The organism is Pseudanabaena sp. PCC 9330, from assembly GCF_055795045.1.
In genome coordinates, this window is record NZ_JAYFES010000055.1 from 11,889 (window position 1) to 30,874 (window position 18,986).

18 protein-coding genes are annotated in these 18,986 nt (G+C 59.4%); 16 read left to right on the forward strand and 2 right to left on the reverse strand.

Going from position 1 to position 18,986, the window contains the following annotated elements:
* Nucleotides 1-129: 129 nt before the first annotated feature.
* From AC0QKW_RS02380 to AC0QKW_RS02395, 4 genes are all read left to right on the forward strand, one after another.
* Complete coding sequence (locus AC0QKW_RS02380; protein ID WP_473149453.1) at nt 130-1,575, forward strand: TolC family protein; 1,446 nt, start codon at nt 130-132, stop codon at nt 1,573-1,575.
* A 153-nt stretch (nt 1,576-1,728) separates the two neighbouring features.
* Nucleotides 1,729-1,941, forward strand: a complete 213-nt coding sequence (locus AC0QKW_RS02385; protein WP_473149454.1) for a hypothetical protein — start codon at nt 1,729-1,731, stop codon at nt 1,939-1,941.
* Between the two features lie 139 nt (nt 1,942-2,080).
* Entirely contained in the window at nt 2,081-4,687 is a 2,607-nt protein-coding gene (locus AC0QKW_RS02390) for a chloride channel protein (protein ID WP_473149490.1), read from the forward strand.
* A 132-nt stretch (nt 4,688-4,819) separates the two neighbouring features.
* Nucleotides 4,820-4,999, forward strand: coding sequence for a DUF4278 domain-containing protein (locus tag AC0QKW_RS02395; protein WP_473149455.1), 180 nt, complete (start codon nt 4,820-4,822; stop codon nt 4,997-4,999).
* Nucleotides 5,000-5,086: 87 nt separating this feature from the next.
* Here the strand turns inward: AC0QKW_RS02395 and AC0QKW_RS02400 are convergent, their stop codons facing one another.
* A complete protein-coding gene (locus AC0QKW_RS02400; protein WP_473149456.1) occupies nt 5,087-5,938 on the reverse strand; it encodes a dienelactone hydrolase family protein in 852 nt (283 codons plus the stop codon).
* 74 nt (nt 5,939-6,012) lie between these two features.
* On the opposite strand from AC0QKW_RS02400, the gene AC0QKW_RS02405 reads away from it, so the two are divergent.
* The 6 genes from AC0QKW_RS02405 to arcA all read left to right on the forward strand — a co-directional run bounded on the left by AC0QKW_RS02405 (nt 6,013) and on the right by arcA (nt 11,578).
* A complete protein-coding gene (locus AC0QKW_RS02405; RefSeq protein WP_473149457.1) occupies nt 6,013-6,168 on the forward strand; it encodes a PCP reductase family protein in 156 nt (51 codons plus the stop codon).
* A gap of 347 nt (nt 6,169-6,515) precedes the next feature.
* A complete protein-coding gene (locus AC0QKW_RS02410) occupies nt 6,516-7,022 on the forward strand; it encodes a response regulator (protein WP_473149458.1) in 507 nt (168 codons plus the stop codon).
* Between the two features lie 143 nt (nt 7,023-7,165).
* On the forward strand, nt 7,166-7,660 hold the full coding sequence (locus AC0QKW_RS02415) for a DUF1269 domain-containing protein (RefSeq protein ID WP_473149459.1): 495 nt from the start codon (nt 7,166-7,168) through the stop codon (nt 7,658-7,660).
* 431 nt (nt 7,661-8,091) lie between these two features.
* The gene (locus tag AC0QKW_RS02420; protein WP_473149460.1) at nt 8,092-8,565 is read left to right on the forward strand and encodes a hypothetical protein; all 474 of its coding nucleotides are present in this window, start codon (nt 8,092-8,094) and stop codon (nt 8,563-8,565) included.
* Between the two features lie 14 nt (nt 8,566-8,579).
* A complete protein-coding gene (locus AC0QKW_RS02425; protein WP_473149461.1) occupies nt 8,580-10,049 on the forward strand; it encodes a basic amino acid/polyamine antiporter in 1,470 nt (489 codons plus the stop codon).
* A 275-nt stretch (nt 10,050-10,324) separates the two neighbouring features.
* A complete protein-coding gene (gene arcA / locus AC0QKW_RS02430; protein ID WP_473149462.1) occupies nt 10,325-11,578 on the forward strand; it encodes an arginine deiminase in 1,254 nt (417 codons plus the stop codon).
* A gap of 227 nt (nt 11,579-11,805) precedes the next feature.
* On the opposite strand, the gene AC0QKW_RS02435 is transcribed toward arcA, so the two are convergent.
* Nucleotides 11,806-14,037 carry a diguanylate cyclase domain-containing protein gene (locus AC0QKW_RS02435; protein WP_473149463.1) on the reverse strand — a complete coding sequence of 744 codons (2,232 nt, stop codon included), beginning with the start codon at nt 14,035-14,037 and terminating at the stop codon, nt 11,806-11,808.
* A gap of 278 nt (nt 14,038-14,315) precedes the next feature.
* Here AC0QKW_RS02435 and AC0QKW_RS02440 point away from each other — a divergent pair, with 278 nt between their 5' ends.
* From AC0QKW_RS02440 to glsA, 6 genes are all read left to right on the forward strand, one after another.
* Entirely contained in the window at nt 14,316-14,975 is a 660-nt protein-coding gene (locus AC0QKW_RS02440; protein WP_473149464.1) for a DUF1269 domain-containing protein, read from the forward strand.
* A 243-nt stretch (nt 14,976-15,218) separates the two neighbouring features.
* Nucleotides 15,219-15,776: an LURP-one-related/scramblase family protein gene (locus tag AC0QKW_RS02445; protein ID WP_473149465.1), complete on the forward strand. Its 558-nt coding sequence runs from the start codon at nt 15,219-15,221 to the stop codon at nt 15,774-15,776.
* A 154-nt stretch (nt 15,777-15,930) separates the two neighbouring features.
* Nucleotides 15,931-17,007: an AOC03_06830 family ribosome hibernation factor gene (locus AC0QKW_RS02450; protein ID WP_473149466.1), complete on the forward strand. Its 1,077-nt coding sequence runs from the start codon at nt 15,931-15,933 to the stop codon at nt 17,005-17,007.
* 79 nt (nt 17,008-17,086) lie between these two features.
* On the forward strand, nt 17,087-17,512 hold the full coding sequence (locus AC0QKW_RS02455; protein WP_473149467.1) for a DUF6325 family protein: 426 nt from the start codon (nt 17,087-17,089) through the stop codon (nt 17,510-17,512).
* Nucleotides 17,513-17,557: 45 nt separating this feature from the next.
* Nucleotides 17,558-17,887, forward strand: coding sequence for an SHOCT domain-containing protein (locus AC0QKW_RS02460; protein ID WP_473149468.1), 330 nt, complete (start codon nt 17,558-17,560; stop codon nt 17,885-17,887).
* Nucleotides 17,888-17,975: 88 nt separating this feature from the next.
* The gene (glsA, locus tag AC0QKW_RS02465) at nt 17,976-18,920 is read left to right on the forward strand and encodes a glutaminase A (RefSeq protein ID WP_473149491.1); all 945 of its coding nucleotides are present in this window, start codon (nt 17,976-17,978) and stop codon (nt 18,918-18,920) included.
* Nucleotides 18,921-18,986 lie beyond the last annotated feature (66 nt).

Consider the following 18,986-nt stretch of genomic DNA (forward strand, 5'->3'; position numbering starts at 1 on the left):
CGTTAGCTCTATCCTACTGGCTCGATTGGTGAGGGGGGTAAAAAGCCTATGGCCGCTTTAACAATAAGCCAATGCTGGGGTCTAAGTTTGGCCACGGTGAGCCTTGCCTGGGGAGGTGTAGATCGGCCAATGTCTGCGGCTTTAGCTGAGTCGGTGCCGCTAATGTCGCCCACGAACCCTGAGTCACCTAACCCCAGCAGGCAGGCGGGCGAAGTCGTGCCTCTCACCCTGCCTGACCTGATTACCCTCACCCTGGCGGGCAACCGTGCGCTGCAAAATCAGACCCTCGATCGCATTGTGCAGCGCCAGCAGCTAGCGGCGGCCGAGCAAGACTTTAACCCTCGCTTTATCCCTACCCTCAGGCTCGATGCGGCCCGTAGCTGGTTTGGCAATGGCGGCATTTTCATCGACGATAGTGAGTCGGTACTGCTGCCCTCTGGCACTACCGATCTCGACCAGCAGGTGTTGCTCAACGCCACCCTAGCCACCCGAATCGGCACCAGTGTTGAACTGGGGCTCACCCCCTTTGAGGGCAATCAACTGCTGCGGTTTAGCCTGACCCAGCCGCTGCTGCGGGGCTCTGGGGCTGCGATCAACGAAATCCCTCTCAACCAGGCAAGGCTGAGCGAAACCAGCAACCAGCTAGCCCTGCGCCAGGCCGTCGGCGACACCATCACTGAGGCGATTTTGGGCTACAACACTCTGCTCAGTGCTCAGTCTCAGGTTGAGATTCAAACCCAGGCTCTGGGGCGACGGCAGCGGCAGCTCGACATTTCTCAAGCGCTAGTGCGGGCAGGGCGGCGGGCCTCGATTGAGCTATTTGAGCCTGAGCGGGCGATCGCCGATGCCCAGCGCAGCCTAGTCGAAGCCCAAAACCAGCTCGACCAGGCCAACAACGCTCTGCTCAACCTGATTGGCACCGATCGCCCCCTGCGGTTTGTGGCTTCGGTCGATACTGTGCAGCAGCTCTACGATGCTGCCGCTGCTCAAATTGTCACCTACGATGCCGAGGCTCTGGTGACCCTGGCCCTAGACGGGCGGGTAGACTATCGCCAGGCCCAGCTGCAGCGACAGCAGCAACAGCTCTCCCTGCGTCTAGCCCAGGACAACCTGCGCTGGCGGCTCGACGCTGTCGCAGACGGCATTGTCGGGGATGGCTCGCGCAGCGCCCTGGGACTGGTGGCCACCCGAACGTTTGGTGACCCCACCCCCGAAACCGATCGCCTGACCAGCGATATTGCGTTACAGCAGCAAGACAACACCCTAGCCCAGCTGCAAGACCAGATTCGCAATGATGTGATCGCCCAACTGGCCGAGGCCCGCTCTAGCCTACAACAGGTGCAAGCCGCCGAGCGCGCCACTCTCAACGCGCGGCTCCAGGTCGAGGCCGACCAAGCCCGCAGCGGTAGCGGCGATCTCTTTCAAATCATCAACCAGGAAGAGATCTTAGTAACCGCTGAGACCAATGAGCTGACCGCCCGCATTACCTTTCTCAACAGCGTTGCCCGGCTAGAGCAGACCGTGGGGGTGACAGTAGAGCGGTGGGCGGAGCTGGTGGAGGTGGAGCCGGAGTAAGGGGGGTGAGCGGGTGAGGGTGGCAGACCTATGGATTGGGCAGGAGATTGGATGGGTAGGGATCGACCCTGGGGGTTGGGCAGACCCGCCCTGGGATAGACGGCGAGGCGAGATATTTCGGTAAAAATACTGAAATCGAGTTCTTGGATTGCCATGCTAGACGTCTTAAACGCTACGGTTCGTCCTCTGTTGCTCGACGATCAGGTGTTAGAAGTCGCCTACAAGCTCTATATGAAAGCGCCTTCTACTGCTATCAGCTTGAAGCGGCTGTCGGAGATGACCGGTAAATCGCCGCTGAGGTGCCGCAACGCTATCGTAGAGGCCAACGGACTGGGGCGCTTCCCCGACTGCGAGCTGCATCCCTAAGGGCATTTGGGGGCTGGGTCTGAGGCTAGGCATTGGGGCTAAACTTTGGGGAGATAACGGAGGAAATAGCCCTAGGCTACGCTCTTCTGTTATGGTGTCCTGACCTTGTCTCTAGCCCTGTCATGCCGCTGCCGCTGTGATCTTGCGAAAACGCCTAGAGCCCTTGCTAAGCCGCAAGCGGGTGGCCATTGTCGAAGCCTGTGTCATCGGGCTGGTGTCGGGGCTGGCGGCGGTGTTGCTGAAGCAGGGAGTGGAGTGGCTGGCCCTGTGGCGCACTACCAGCACCCTGCCACTGTGGCTGGCCTTGCCCACCATGGGACTGGTGGGTGGCGTGTTGTCAGGGCTACTGGTAGAACGGCTGGCTCCTGAGGCCTCAGGCAGCGGCATTCCCCAAGTCAAGGCGGCGCTGGGTTTTGCGAAAGTTCCCCTCAACCTGCGGGTGGCGCTGGTGAAGCTGGGTAGCACGTTGCTGGCCCTAGGCTCAGGTCTTTCCCTCGGGCGACAGGGGCCGACGGTGCAGATTGGGGCAGCCCTGGCGGCACAGCTCAGTCAGTGGGTACCAACCTCGCCGGAGTATCGTCGGCAGCTGATTTCGGCGGGGGCGGCGGCGGGGCTGGCGGCGGGGTTTAACGCGCCCATTGCCGGGGTGCTGTTTGTGGTCGAAGAGCTGCTGCAAGACTTTTCTGATCTGACTCTGGGCAGCGCGATTTTGGCGTCGTTCATCGGGGCGGTGGTGTCACGGCTGCTGGGGGGGCAGGGGCTGAACCTGACGATGGAGGCCAGATCTATCAGCCTGTCAGTGCAGGATCTGCCTTTTTTAATCATCTTGGGTGTGCTGGCAGGATTGCTGGGGGCGCTGTTTCGCAGCGGCATTTTTGGCAGTTTGGCGTTTTTTCGCCAGTTTAAGCGGCTGGGGATGCCGGGGCGGATTGGCCTGGCGGGGCTGATCACTGGCCTGGTGGGGGTATTTGTGCCGGTAGCGGCAGTGGACAACACCGGTCTGCAAGAGTTTTTGGTGACGGGGTCGCTGGGGTGGCAGCTGGTGGCGATCGCCTTCGTGGCCAAGTTTTTGCTCACCCTGCTGGCCTACGGGTCAGGGGCCTCTGGTGGTATCTTTGCGCCTTCGCTGGTGCTAGGGGCGGCTCTGGGCTGTCTGGTCAGTTTTTTGGCCCAGGGGGTCTATACCGGCTTTGGGGCCTGGCCCCTGCCCGAGCACTTGGCTAGCACCACGACCTATGCCCTGACGGGGATGGGGGCTTTTTTTAGCGCAGTGACGGGGGTGCCGATTACGGCGATCGTGATTGTGTTTGAGATGACCGCCAACTTTAACCTGGTGCTGCCGCTGATGATTGGATCGGGCATTGCCTACCTGGTCAGCGATCGCGCCAATACGGGCTCGATCTACAACCGGCTGCTGGCCCTCCAGGGCATTCACCTCGAGCCGGTGGCCCAGGCCAACAACCCCTGGGGCCACCTCAAGGCCAGCGATCTAATGCAGCGCCGGGTCGAAACCCTCTCTAGCCAGATGGCGCTGCCTGAGGTGGTGCAGGCTTTTTCGCGATCGCACCATCGGGGCTTTCCAGTGCTCGAAGCTGGTCGCCTAGTGGGTATTGTCACCCAGAGCGACCTGGGGGAGGCCACCGCCCAGGGGCTCGATGGCTACGCCACCCTAGGCGACATCATGACTCCTCAACCGGTCACCGTGGCCCCAGACGCTACCCTGCCTCGGGTGCTGCATCTGCTCAACCGACTCAAGCTCAGCCGTTTGCCCGTCACCGAAGGCAAAAAACTGGTGGGCATCATCACCCGGGCTGATATTATCCGCGCTGAGTGTGACCAGGTGAGTGGCGATCAGCTAGAACTTGGCCCCCAGGCTGAGCCTTCCTACGTGGTGTTTCAGCAGCGGGGGCCGGCGGTGGGCCGGGGCCGGTTGCTGGTCCCCCTGTCTGACCCCCAAACCGCGCCAGATCTGATTAAAATTGCGGCGGCGATCGCCCACGGCCTGCACTACGAGCTGGAGTGCGTTCACGTGGTAGCGGTGCCCCGCAGCGTCGCCCCTGCCGAGGCCAGAGTTGACCTACAAAGCGCTGAACCCCTGCGCCAGCTAGCTCTGTCCTACGCCGAGAACAGCGGGCTGTCGGTGCACTTTCAAGTGCGGGCCGCCCACGAGGTGGGGCGGGCTCTGCTAGAAATTATTCGCGATCGCCACATCGACCTGGTGCTGATGGGCTGGCACCACCCGGCCCTCACCCCTGGCCGCGTCATCAGCGGCGTAGTCGACACCCTGATTCGCCAGGCTCCCTGCCAGGTGGTGGTGGTGCGCCCTGGCCGCAATCTCACCTTCAACCACTGGTTGATTCCTACCGCTGGCGGCCCCAATGCCCAGAGCGCCCAAACTCTACTGCCCGGCCTGCTCACCCTGGGCCACAGCCCCGAAATTCAGCTCTGCACCATCTGCCACCCCGAAAAGGGCGAATGCCTCACCCCCCAACACCTGTCTGAGATGGCCGATGGGCTAGAGGCTGTCCTGCGCTGCCAGGTCTATACCCAGGTGCTCACCCATCCCTCGGTGTCCCAGGCGATTGTCGACATGGCCAACCTCTGCCGCAGCGACGCCATCTTGCTGGGCGCTTCCCGCGAAAACCTGCTCAGCCAGGTGATCAAAGGCAACGTGCCGCTCGAAATCGCCCAGCAGACCGACGTCACCGTCATTTTGCTGCGCCAAGTAGATCACTCCGATGGGTAACTCATATCACCGGCTGGGTTGAGATAAAACACCAAAACCCCCCAGAAAACTCTGACAACGGCGATGTTTCTATCTACAGCCCCGCAGAGCAATGCCCCCTGCGCTCTATTCACCCACACCTCAGGAGCCCCCATGCAACTCTCTTTCCTCGGCAGATCCTACACAGCGTCCACCACTGACGTCGAAATGGTAGAAATTCAGGAGTTTGCCACCTTTCTTGGCCGCCCCTACCAACTCAAGCAGCACAACGTTACTCAGCGCCAGCGCCCGGCTGAGTCGCTGAGCTTCATGGGCCGCCGCTACACCCACTAACGACTTTTATTGACCCGTCATCAGCTATAGAGAAGCCCTGGATGTGGTTGACCACACCCAGGGCTTGCGGATTTGGTTAGAGACCCACTAGCCCAGGGTTTCGCCCAGGAAGGTCAGCAACGATCGCCAGGAGCGGCGATCGGCCATGCCGTCGTAGCGGTTGGCGTCGCTCCAGACCGTAAAGGCATGGTCGACACCGCCGTAGATCTCCATATCAAAGGTCACCCCGGCCTCGTCCAGTTCGGCGGCTAGCTGGGCGACGTCGGCCATGGGTGCAGCCGGGTCATCGGAGCCGTGGAGAATGAGAATGCGCCCCTGGGTCTGGGTGTAGTCTTGACCCTCGGGAGTCTCAAAACTGCCGTGGAAGGACACAAACCCGTCCACATCCATACCAGCGCGGGCCATCTCTAGCACCGCTGCCCCGCCAAAGCAATAGCCTATGGCCACCACGCTACTGCCATCTACCCCCGACTGAGCCTGGGCCTGGGCGAGCCCGGCCATGAGCCGCGATCGCATCAGGGGGCGATCGGCACGTAGCGCCCCACTCTGGGCCCGTGACTCATCGGGGTTGGTGGGGCGCACGCCCTGGCCATAGAGATCGACGGCAAAGGCTGCATAGCCTTGCTCTGCCAGCATTTGGGTACGGCGCTTTTCGTAGTCGTCGAGGCCGTTCCAGTCGTGCACCACCAGCACTAGGGGCTGGGTGTCGCCAAAGTTTTGGTTAAAGGCAAAGTAGCCCTCAAAGGGCTGGCCATTAATGGTGTAGACCACTGGCTCAGCCACAATGTTGGCCTTGGCTGCTGGGGCCAAACCCACAGCCAGGGCGATCGCCACTAGGGCGGCAACCATACCCCACATCAATTTTTTCACCACTGCAATCTCCTCTAAAATCTGCGTCATACTGCTGACCAGGGGCCGCAGGTCGGGCAAATTGCTCACCTAGCGATCGCTTTTCCCTGGCCCCTGATATCGTAAAGAAGTTTGAAGCTGGACGCAAAACTGCGCCTCTATCTATGGACTGGACTGCCGACGCCGAAGCCCGCCTGAAGGAAATTCCCTTCTTTGTGCGCCCTGCTGCCCGCAAAAAAATTGAGAAATTTGCCCAAGACAAGGGGCTCAGCCAGATCACTGTCGAGGTTTATGAAGCCGCTAAAAAGCAGTTTGGGTGAGCTGGCCGCGTTAAAAATCTGAGTTGAGCATAGGCTCAGCTCTGCCACCCTAGCGCCCCTGATGGTTCAAACCTGTGGTGGCGCTAGGGTGGCGGGCAAACCTGAGAGCTACCTAGGGTGCAATGGGGGCTGGTAGTGGGTCTAGACCGGGCAGCCAGTGCCCTGGTTTTGGCCGATTGGCGGTCATTGAGGTTTTGGTGGGGCAGGCTTAATTGGTCGCTAGACCGTGAAGTCAAGGTGCTGCTGCCGTCAGCGGGTAGCGCCTTGGGGCCGCCACTGTTGACACTGCTACGTGGGTTTTGAGCGTTAATTACGCTTCCCTGCCTAACCGTCTGCCCAAACATCCTATGAGTTTCCTAGATTATTGCACTAGCTTGAGTGCAGTCATCTCACTTTGCCTGCTTTTAGGATATGTCGTCCTAAAAGCAGTTCACTCATTTGATAGGACAATAGAGCGCCTAGCAATGCCCAGTAGATCGATTCTTCTAATTGAGTATGAAGCAGGTCTGCGGGACGTATTGGGTAGTTGTCTAAGGGAGTTTGGCGATTGGCAGGTCATGCTGTCTGAGTCAATTCAAGAGGGTATTGAGCTTTGTGAAATAAAACGTCCAGATGTCATTTTAGTGGATGCTTCTACCGCCGAAAATGATGCGTTAATTCTCATCGAGCAGCTCAAGCAGTATTCGGTCAGCCAGGCAGTACCCCTTTTGTTAATCAGCTCTAGGGCTGGCTGGCATACCCTGAACGAGTTTCGCCAAATGGGCTTTTCTGGAGCCATTTGCAAACCGTTTAACCCCTCTACTCTGTCAGCTCAGGTAGATCGTTTAATGAGTTTAAACAAGTTTGATGATTGAAGGTTAAATTTCTCACTTTGTAGTGTTAAGTCTAACTGTCAGTCTAGTAGATACGCTATGGTGTTTTGGCCTAGGAGAATGAGCTTAAGTGCCGCTCCTAGAGTTCTATTTTGAATTGAGAAAGGCATTAACAGGAGAACATTATGTCTACGTTAACTGTTTGGAAATTTAACACTCCCGAAGGGGCTGAAAAGGCTCTGGCTAAGCTAGGAGATTTGCAAAAACAAGAGATTGTCAAAGTGCTCGATGCGGCGATCGTCACCTGGCCCGTGGGGCGCAAAAAGCCCAAGACTAACCAAGCTGTCAGCACCACGGGTGTGGGTGCTCTGGGCGGTGCTTTTTGGGGCATGCTGTTTGGCCTGATTTTTTTGGTGCCGTTGTTTGGCATGATTGTGGGTGCTGCCGCTGGTGCCCTGTCGGGCAAGTTTACCGACTACGGTATTAACGACGACTTTATTAAAGACCTCCGCGAAAAGGTTACCGAGGGCACCTCTGCACTGTTTTTGTTAACTGGCCAGGTCACCGTAGATAAGGTGAGCGAAGCCTTTGCCCCCGACGAGGTGGGTGAACTGATTCAGTCAAATCTGTCAGCGGAGCAAGAGGCCAAGCTGCGCGAAGATTTTGGCGCTGAGCTTTAATAGTCAGCCCCAGCAATTGCAGGGTGCGTCATCGCCCGGCGTAGCCCACCGCTGTTAACTCCAACGATGGGTTGGGCTAACGCCGCCACGCACCCTAGCAACGGCATTTTTGAGTTGCACTATTGTCTGGAGAATTGATATGGCCAAGTTGAGGTCTTTGACGCGCTGGTAGTTGCTTCTCCTGCAACATTACTGCACCCGCCTTCCTGGCTGACTTGACTGTGTTTGGTCTATCTACCGAGTTCCGAGGTATGGATCAGTTTTAAGGAGCTGGCTCTAGGTAGCTACCTCAAGTATCTTAGGGTGCGTCACGCCGGGCGAGGGCGCACCTGCCGCTAAATTCATGTGATTCTGTCGTTCTGAATGTCGTCTAGAGTCTTGGACCTATTAGCACTAACAATCTAGTCATCTATATGGTTAGGAAAAATTGCTTGCTTCTTGGGTTCTTAGGGGGCGTAGCCGTCCTGGGGGCCGCCCTACTGGCTCCGACAATGACCCCGGCCCAGATTCGCCCCGCTCCGACCAACCTGACCCAGGGGCGCGGGGTGGCGCAGGGTGCATCCTTTAACCGAGGTCGCAATGCCAACGTAACACTGACCCTCGATGGCGAAAACTTTGGTCTAGAGCTGACGGAGATTTTGCCGTCTAACGTGCGCGGTCAGTCGCCAGCGCGGGTGCAGTATCGCGGGGCGATTACCCGCCGCACCGATGACCTGGCCAATGCCAACAGCTTTAGTCTGTTTACTCGGGTGCGTAGCTTTGACTCGTCGGCCAACCTGCGGATTATCACCAACACCACCGGCACCTGCCGTATTGAGGTGTTTAACTCGCGGGTGATCTCCAGCAGTTGCAGCACGATCGCCGACAACAGCGAGACTGATTTTCTAGGGCTAGAGCAGTTTTAGCGTAGGACACGGCTATGACATCAGGACAGGACTTTGGAACTACTGTAGGTTCCGGCTATGGCGGAGAAGCCGAAAAGCAAACGCTGTCGGTTTGGGCGTTAACGGCCCTGGTGGTCGGCTCGATGGTGGGGGCCGGCATCTTCACCCTGCCCTCTGCCTTTGGTCGGGCCACTGGGGTGGTGGGCGGGCTGATTGCCTGGGCGATCGCCGGAGTTGGCATGCTGATGCTGGCCTTTGTGTTTCAAAACCTGGCCCAGCGCAAGCCCGAGCTAGACTCTGGGGTATTTATCTACGCCAAGGCAGGCTTTGGCAACTACATCGGCTTTTTGGCGGCCCTGGCCTTTTGGGCTAGCACCTGCGTCGGCAACGTGTCGTATTTCATTTTGATCAAATCGACCCTGGGTACGTTTTTTCCAGTGTTTGGCGACGGCAACACGATCCAGGCCGTGGCCGGGTCGTCCGTCATTATCTGGCTGTTCCACTTTATGATTTTGCGCGGGGTGCAGCAGGCCACCGGGCTCAACACCATCGTCACCATCGCCAAGATTGTGCCGATTGTGGTGTTTTTGTTCATTCTGCTGTTTGCCTTTAACCCCGAGGTGTTTATGGCCAATCTGCTGGGGGGCGATGGCTACTCAGAGCCCCTCTGGCAACAGGTGCGCAACACTATGCTGGTGACGGTGTTTGTGTTTATTGGCATTGAGGGGGCCAGCATTTACTCCCGCTACTCTGAAAAGCGATCTGACGTCGGGGTAGCCACCGTGCTGGGCTTTGTGGGTGTGCTGTGCCTGCTGGTGCTGGTGACCATGCTGCCCTTTGGCCTGCTGCCCCGCGCTGAGCTAGCAGAACTCCGCAACCCCTCCATGGCCGGGGCGCTGGAAGTGGTGGTCGGTCGCTGGGGCAATATTTTTATCAGCGTTGGCCTGCTGATTTCGGTGCTGGGGGCGTTTTTGGCCTGGACGTTGTTTGCGGCGGAGGTGCCCTTTATGGCGGCCAAAAACAACCTGATGCCCAGCTTTCTCAACCATGAAAATGCTGAGAAGGTGCCGTCCCGCTCCCTCTGGATGACCAACATCGTCGTGCAGAGCTTTCTCATCGTCACGCTGTTTGCCCAAAACGCCTTTACCCTGGCGCTGGAACTGACCAGCGCCATGTCCCTGATTCCCTACCTGCTGGTGGCGGCCTTTGCCCTCAAACTGGCCCTGACCCGGGAGACCTACGAAAACGACCCTAGCCGCAATCGCGAGCTGCTGATCAGCATTGTTGCGACGGCCTACGCCATTCTCATGCTGGTGGCTGGGGGGCTAGAGAAGCTGCTGCTGGCGGCGCTGATTTTGGTGCCCGGCACCATTCTCTTTTTCCTGGCCCGCCGCGAGCAGGGGCTGAGAACCTTTGGCTTTTGGGAGCTGGTGGTGTTTACGGTGACGGTGATTGCGGCTCTGACGGCGGTAGTCGGTTTTGTCACCGGAAAAATCACGATTTGAGAGTGGCCTTTGATGTCGAGTAGATTTCCAACCCACCCCTACCCCTCTCAGGAGTGGATTTTCAGACCACTTCCCCTCCCACGGAGGGGTGCCCGAAGGGCGGGGTGGGTTCAACTCGCGCCTACCCGGGCCAACCCACCCCTACCCCTCCCAGGAGGGGATTTTCAGACTATTTCCCCTCCCATGGAGGGGTGCCCGAAGGGCGGGGTGGGTCAACCCCTGACAGCTTGAATTTTGCCTTTTGAATCCCCTTGTCCCCATCCACGGAACCCCCTATGACCACCGAAACTCCCATCTACGGCGTCCACTCTGAAGTGGGCAAACTGCGCAAAGTCATGGTCTGCTCCCCCGGCCTGGCCCACTCGCGCCTCACCCCCAGCAACAACGACGACCTGCTGTTTGACGATGTGCTGTGGGTGGAGATGGCCAAGCGTGACCACGCCGACTTTGTGCTGAAGATGCGCGATCGCGGCATCGACGTGATCGAGATGCACCAAATGCTGGCCGAAACCGTCGCCATCCCCGAGGCCAAAAAGTGGATTCTCGACCAGCAGATCGTGCCCAACCAGATTGGCCTGGGCCTGGTCGACGACGTGCGCGCCTACCTGGATGAGCTGCCCCCGGCGGATCTGGCCAAGTACCTGATCGGCGGCCTCGCCGTCTACGACATGCCCACGGGCTTTGGCAGTGAACTGCTCAAGCTGGCTCAAGACAACGACGGCTACGCGGGCTACCTGCTGCCGCCTTTGCCCAACACCCTCTACACCCGCGACACCACCTGCTGGATCTACGGCGGCGTCACCCTCAACCCGCTCTACTGGCCTGCCCGCCACGAGGAGACGGTGCTGACCACCTCGATCTACAAATTCCATCCCAGCTTTGCCAGCGCCGATTTTCCGATCTGGTGGGGCGACCCCACTGAGTACCACGGCACCGCCACCTTTGAGGGCGGCGATGTGATGCCTATCGGCAAGGGCATTGTGCTGGTGGGCATGAGCGAGCGCACCTCCTACCAGGCGATTACCCAGGTGGCGGCCAACCTGTTTGCCAAGGGCGGGGCTGAGCGGGTGATTGTGGCGGGCATGCCCAAGCTGCGATCGGCCATGCACTTAGATACGGTGTTTACCTTCTGCGATCGCGACCTAGTCACCCTCTTCCCACCGATCATGGATCAAGTGGTCACCTTCTCGATTTACCCCAGCGACAAGGCCCCTGGCTACGACATCGTCAAAGAAGACAAGAGCTTTGTAGAAGTGGTGGCCGACGCCCTGGGGCTGAAGAAAATCCGCGTGGTGGAGACCGGCGGCAACGCCTACCAAGAGCAGCGCCAGCAGTGGGACAGCGGCAACAACGCCGTGTGTCTGGAGCCCGGCGTGGTGGTGATGTATGACCGCAACACCGTCACCAACACCGCCCTGCGCAAAGAGGGGGTCGAAGTGGTCACCATCGTTGGGGCCGAGCTGGGGCGCGGGCGCGGCGGCGGCCACTGCATGACCTGCCCGATCATCCGCGACGCCGTAGATTTTTAACGGATTTCTAGCCGTACATCTCTCCCTGGGTGAGCATCGGGGAAAACGACCTTTCTCCGCCTTTCCTCACCCAGTTTTCTCTTGCTTCGGCGGAAGGGAAGGTGCGATTCAAAACCCCGCTGAAGCGAAAATCGCCTTCGGTAATTTTGGCTGTGGCCCAGGCCAGCCCTGCCGCTGTAGCCTGTTCTCCCAGGCAGAGGCCAAGCCCCCCGGAGACTGGAGTGCCCTTAGACAACCTGCGTTTGGTAGGTGTTGCGGGTTTGCTTGGCCCGGTACAGGGCCTGGTCGGCTAGGTTCAGCGCCTGGTCGGGCGTGAGGCCATCCACCTGGGTGATCACCACAATGCCAAAGCTCATCGACAGCGTATCACGCACTGGAGAGGCCGCATGGGGCAGAGCCAGGGTGGTCAAAGCCGTTTGGATATCCTCCACCACGTGAATTGCGCCCTGGAGCTGGATGTTGGGCAAAATCAGCACAAATTCTTCGCCGCCGTAGCGGGCTACCAGATCGCCGGGGCGATGGACAGCCCGTTGCAGCAGTTGGGCCACCTGCTGTAGACAGACATCCCCTTGCAGATGTCCGTAGCAGTCGTTGTAGGCCTTGAAGTAATCGATATCCAGCAGAATGAGGGCCAGGCTGGTGTGGTCGCGCTGGCAGCGCTGCCACTCTGCTTGCAGGTGGCTTTCCATGTGGCGGCGATTGGCGACCTGGGTGAGGCTGTCGGTGGTGGCCAGCTGCTGAAGCTGCTGATTGAGGCGCTGCAGCTCTTGCTCTAGCAGGGTGTGATCGGTAATATCTCTGGCGGCAGAATAAATCAACGATCCCACCGGCACAGAGCGCCATTCAATCCAGCGATAGGTGCCATCCCGGTGGCGATAGCGGTTGACGAAGTTGTGAACCGACTGCCCGGCCCGCAGCTGGCTGGCTTGTTCCAGGGTGCAGTTTAGATCCTCGGGATGCACGAGGTTGATCATGGGCGATCGCTCCAGGGTGACCAGCGGGTAGCCGAGGGTTTCCTCCCACTGCCGATTGAGCCGATGAAACCGTCCCCCGCGATCGCTGATGCACAGCAGGTCGATGGAAGCCGAGAAAAAATTCTCCAGCTCTGCATTTTTGATGTTGCTGGCCAGGGCCTCCTTTTGGTTTTCGATCTGCAAGGTCATGTCTTCGAAGACGGCTTTTAGGGTACTCAGCTCTTGAATCGGGGTGGCCTTGAGCGCCAGGGGTTTGCCCTGGGCGGCGTACTGCTGGGCCGCCTGGCCGAGATCCGTCAACGACTGGGTGACCCAGCGCACCACCAGCAGGCCCGACCCCAGGGAGATGGCCAGCGCCAGACTGCACAGCCAGACTGTGTGGCGCACGTTGGCCTGAATTTCGGCCATAAAATCGGCCTGGGGCACCACCGTCACCAGCAGCCACTCTAGCCCCAGGGCCTGGTGGTAGGGCATAACCTCGATAAAGTAGCGACGACCTGCGATCGCCACCTCTAGCACCTCCGCCGCCTGAATGGCCGCCAACGAGCCAAAGTCCTGGGTGAGCTGGCGAACGGCATGGCGCACGAGGGGATTAGAACTGTCGGCGGCGGCCAAACGCTGGAAGTCTACCTCTCCAGGGCGGGTGGTGGGCAATGGGGAGCGGTTACTGTAGGACTGAAAGCCTGGGGTCAGGTAGGCAGGGTCGGGGGTGGAGGTGGCGAGCAAAAGACCATTGCGCTCCATTATGAACACGGCTCCGGTTTTGCCGACCTGCAAGTGGTCTAAAAAATCATCGATCTGCTCAAGGCTGAGATTGACGGCAAAGACCCCCTGTAGGGTCTGCTGGCCGTCATAGAAGGGGGCGTAGGTATTGAGCGCCAGAAGATTGGTGCTGCCAACTTGAAAGAGATCGGTCCAGCCCGGTTGCCCAGTGTCTACGGCTAGCCGGTACCAGGGCCGTTGGTGCACCTGAAAGTCCTGTATGCTTTCGACCAGCCGCCCCAGATGCCCCTCCTGATCAATGGCATGGAGTTCTAGCAGATCGGGGGTTTGAGGCGAGACTCGCCCCGCTTCAAAGGGCAGATCGGCAGGCTTGAGGGCGGTGCGATCCGCCTGGAAATCTTCTGGAAAAACCCGGTGAGAGACTAAAAAATCCCCCGCTGGGGTCGCTAATTGCATGCTGGTAATTTCGGGATATTCTCGGTGCTTTAACAGCAAATAGCGATGGAGCTGATCGAGATTGTCTAAACTGATTGCCCCTGAGCGCCAGGTCTCGATGTTGAGCTGGTTCAGCCGCTGGGCATTCCACAGGTAGCTGTCTAGCTTTTGCGTGACCCTGGCCCCGGTCTCGGCCATGAGCTGATGGACGAGGTTTTCTACCGCCTGCTGACCACTGCGGTACGACAAATAGCCTACCAGGGCAGTAACCCCCACCACCTGTAGCATGAAGGGAATAATCAACAGCGATCGCAACGATACCTTCATGCATCGCCCTCCGACAGTCAGGCTCCACCTAAGATATGCCCACTTGGGGGGTAGAAGTTCCATGGACGAGACCGCGCGCAACCCAACGTAACCTCAGGGCTCAGCTAATCAGGCAGTGCGATCGCCTCACCGCGCACCCCGCTTTTCTGGCCCGACATCCTATCGATTTCCTAGGTTTGGTGCGTAAGGTCATTGACACATAACATTAAACCCTAGTCGATGCAGGGGGTGGATCGCCTCTCCCTGACTCTGGACTGGCTCTGGACGGAGAAAAACTCATGAGCGATCGCCCCATTCAAATCATTGTTGCCGCCTTTAACGACCCCGACGCAGCCGGTGCCGTGATGGCCGACCTCAAAGCAGGCAAGCGGGAGGGGCTGATTGGCATCATCGACGCCGCTGTAGTGGTGAAAAACGCCAAAGGTAAGCTCAAAATTACCGATGCCAAACGCCGCAGCCGCAAGGGCTTGGTCACGGGCGGCATCGTGGGCGGGCTGATTGGTCTGGTGTTGGCCCCGCCGGTAACGGCGATCGCCGCCGGGGGTAGCGTCATCGGTGCTCTGGTGGGCAAGCTGCGCAGCGCCCCCCTCAAAGCCGAAATGAAAGATCTGGGGGGTGCTCTCCAGCCCAACACCTCGGCGATCATCGCCATCATTGAGCACACCTGGGTCGAGAAACTCGAAGCCGCCCTGATGGATGCCGGTGCCCAGCTCGTCCGCGATGTCATTAAGGCCGACATTGCCGAGCAGCTAGAGGCCGGGGGCAACGTGCTTTACACCGCCGGGGCCAGCGCCGAGGCGATGGGGGCCGCCCGCGTGGCTCAGCTTGGCGAAACGGTAGAGGCCAGCAGCATCTTCGCCACCGACGAGGGCCTGTTTCTGGATGAGGCTGAAATTTTGCTGGAGCCTGCTGGGGAGGAGGCTGCTGCCGAAGCGTAAGGCTCAAAGTCCTGTCAGCCTAACCTGGCCCTCACCCCCAGCCCCCTTCCCAGGGGGAGAGGGGAGCCGAGCCACGCCAATCAGCCCTGGGAAATACCGACTCGAAACAGAGATCTCGTAGGGGCATTGCACTGCAATGCCCCTTCCAACCGGGGTTATGCAGGCAGGATTCGGTATCAGTCAACGAGCAGCCCGCCATACTCCCAGCGCCAGCACCCCGATTCACCTCACCGAGGAAGCCCTATGTTTAACAAAGATCGACCCAGCCGTCGCGAACAGCGCAAAGAGGAACGTGAGGTATTTGGCCGTCGGGGCACCGCCACCCAGTACCGACTGCGGGAAAGCCTGTTTTCCCTCGGCGATGACTTTTGGATTGAAGATGCCCAGAGCCAGCGGGTCTTTAAGGTGGACGGCAAGCTGCTGCGGGTGCGCAACACCCTCTTCTTTGAAGACATGCAGGGCAACCGGGTGTGCAAAATCCAGGAAAAGCTGCTGACCATCAAAGACACCATGACCATTGAAGGGGCTAACGATGAACCTTTGGCCACGGTGAAGAAAGCGCTGATTTCGCCCCTGCGCGATCGCTGGACGGTCAAAGTGGGCGATGGCCCCGATCTGGCCGTGCGGGGCAACGTGCTCGACTACGAGTACACCATCGGCGAAGAGGGCCGCAAAGTGGCCGAAGTCTCCAAACGCTGGTTCCGCATTGCCAACACCTACGGCGTGCAGATTGAGCCCTCCCAAAACGACATCCTGATTTTAGCCGTCACCGTTGCCCTCGATCGCATGGCCCATCCGTAGGTCTAATTCTGGATCCCCGTAGGGCATTGCCCACCACTCGCCCAACGACAGCCCTCAGACCCAACCACAACATTGCCCACCAGGGCGATCGCCCCTCCGCAACTTGAACCGTGGGCATTGCCCACCCTACCGATCAACGCTATAGGAAACGCCCATGATTACTCGCCACGACCTCAAGGAACTGCAAGCCCTCACCAAGGTGCCTGCCCTGTCGATTTTGCTGCCCACCCACCGCACCTCCCCTGACAACAAGCAAGACCCGATTTTGGTGAAAAACCTGGTAGCCGACGCCAAAGATCGCCTCTCGAAGGAGTTCTCCGCCCGCGATCTAGAGCCGCTGCTGACAAACCTGGACGCACTGGTGGAAGACATCGACTACACCTACGCCCTCGACGGCCTGGCCCTGTTTGCCAGCCACGACATGGCCAAAAAATTCTACCTACCCTTCACCGTGCCCCAGCGGGTAATCATCGACCAGAGCTTTGCCACCCGCGACCTGGTCTACGGCCTGCACCGCGCCCAGCGCTACTGGGTGGTTTTGCTCAGCCAAAATGCCAGTCGCCTGCTGGCGGGCACGGGCGACACCCTCGAAGAAGTCAAGAACAAAGACTTTCCGTTGCAAATGGAAGGCCCTGGGGCCACCACTGCCCTGCCCGACAGCGCCGACTCTGCGTACATGGACGATCGGCATCGCCGCTTTTTCCAGTCGGTCGATCGCGCCTTTAGCGCCGTGGCCGAGGGCGACAGCTTGCCCATCGTCGTGGGCGGTGTGGTGCGCCAGATCTCGTTCTTCCAGGAAGTCTCCCAGTACAGCACCCAGATTGCGGGCACTATCTCCGGCAACTTTGACAGCGCCACCGAGGCCGAACTGGTGCCCCAGGTGTGGCCCTTCATTCAGCAGGTGCGCGCCCAGCAGCGCACCGACGCCCTCAAAGCCCTCGACACCGCCATGGGCGAGAAAAAAGTCTCCACCGCCCTGCAAGAGATCTGGCAGCTGGCCAACGAAGGGCGCGGCAAACTGCTGCTGGTTGAGGGCAATTACCATGTCCCCGGCGTGGTAGACGAACGGGGCGGCCTCCAGATTGTCGAAGCCAAGGGTGGCACCGAGGTGATGGACGATGCGATCGACGAAATCATCGAAGCCGTCCTGGCTAAGGGCGGCGACGTGATGCTAATGGAAGACGGCTCCCTATCCGACTACCACGGCATCGCCCTGACGTTGCGCTACTAGATCAGTTTTGAGTTTTGAGTTGCGGCCCCTCACTCAAAACTCAAAATCCCTTTCTCCCCTCGTGTAAAAGGTTCGCTCTATGCCCCTCGGCCCGATCGAAATTCTCTGTATTAAATTCCCGACGGCGGCGATTTCTGATGACATTGCCGCCGCCCTCAAAGCGCTGATCGACAGCCGCATGATTCGCATCGTCGATATTGTGTTTGTCCAAAAACACGGCAGCGGTGACGTCACCCTGGTTGAAATCGACGAGATGGATCACATCGACCACAGCTTTTTAGACCCCCTGGTGGCCGACATTTCGGGGTTAATCTCTGAGCAAGATGTGACCGACATTGCCGAGGGCCTAGACAACGACTCCTTCGCGGTCATCTTGCTGTTTGAAAACACCTGGGCCACCGCCTTTAGCCATGCGGTCGTCAAAGCCGGGGGGCAGCTGGTGCTGAGCGATCGCATCCCCAGCCGCGTAGTCGATGAAGCCCTGGCCGCCCAGACTGAATCTTGAATTTTGCCTTTTGAATTCACCCCTTATAACTCACCCCTCCAACCCATGCGTAGAAACCGCCGCAACCAACCCAGCCTGCTCCGCACCGCCGCCCGCGCCTCAGTCATCAGCAGCGCCATGACCGCCACCAGCCAGGCCACCAGCAACGCCATGCACAGCAAGGCGGCGCGCCGATCGGCCACTGACCCCCAGCCCCAGCAGATCGAGATAGTGCCCCCGCCTGCGGCTGTAGAGCCACTGCCCGCCGCACCCCCAACCGATTTGGTCGCTCAACTGGCGCAGCTAGCCCAGCTCAAAGAGGTCGGTGCCCTGACCGACGACGAGTTTCAGATTGCCAAAGCCAAACTACTGGGTACGGGCAATGCTGCTGAATAGATGGCGATTTTCTCAGCGAAATCAGGATCCTCCCGCAAGTCTGTCTGAGCTAGGGAGTGGGGCAACCCCGCCCATCTCCACCGGACATTTGCCCGATCCCGATCGCGTCAAAACCCTCATTAACGACGCCTACGATCGCTTCAAAACGGTAGATGACGGCACGGTCGCCGACTACATTCCCGCCCTGGCGGCGGTACCTCGCGATCTGTTTGGCCTTTGCGTCGTGGGCGTTAACGGCGAAATTCACGGCATGGGCGACATCGACTACGAATTCTCGATTCAGAGCGTGTCGAAGCCCTTTGTGTTTGCCCTGATCTGCCAGGCGATCGGTGAAGATGTCGCCCAGTCAAAGCTGGGGGTCAACAGCACCGGCCTGCCCTTCAACTCGGTGATCGCTCTGGAGCGCATCGACGAGGGCACCAATAACCCGATGGTGAATGCGGGGGCGATCGCCACCACCAGCCTGGCCCCCGGCGACACCGCCGAAGCCAAGTGGCAGTTCATCCAGGCCCAGCTGTCGCGGTTTGCGGGGCGCACCCTCACTCTCAACCAGGCCGTGTACGAATCTGAGGCCGCTACTAACCAGCGCAACACCGGCATTGCCAAGCTGCTGCAAGCCTACGATCGCATCTTTTTTGACCCGGTCGAGGCCACCGATGTCTACACCAAGCAGTGCTCCCTCAACGTCACCGCGCGAGATCTGGCGGTGATGGCGGCGACCCTGGCAAACGGCGGCGTGAATCCAGTTACCCAAGACGCCGTTATTGACCCGATCCATTGCCAGCACGTGCTCGCTGTCATGGTCACCGCTGGGCTGTACGAAAACTCCGGCGACTGGCTCTACGAAACCGGGCTACCCGGCAAAAGTGGGGTCAGCGGTGGTTTGCTAACGGTTGCCCCCGGCAAGGGCGGCCTCGCCACCTTCGCCCCGCCCCTGGATGAGGCGGGCAACAGCGTTAAGGGGCAGCTGGTGACGCAGTTTTTGTCGGAACAGCTGGGCTTAAATTTGTTTGCCTCCCGACCTAGCGCGTAACTCCTCCCCTCCTGGGAGGGGTGCCCAACGGGCGGGGTGGGTCAAGGGACCCCTACCCTTCTCAGG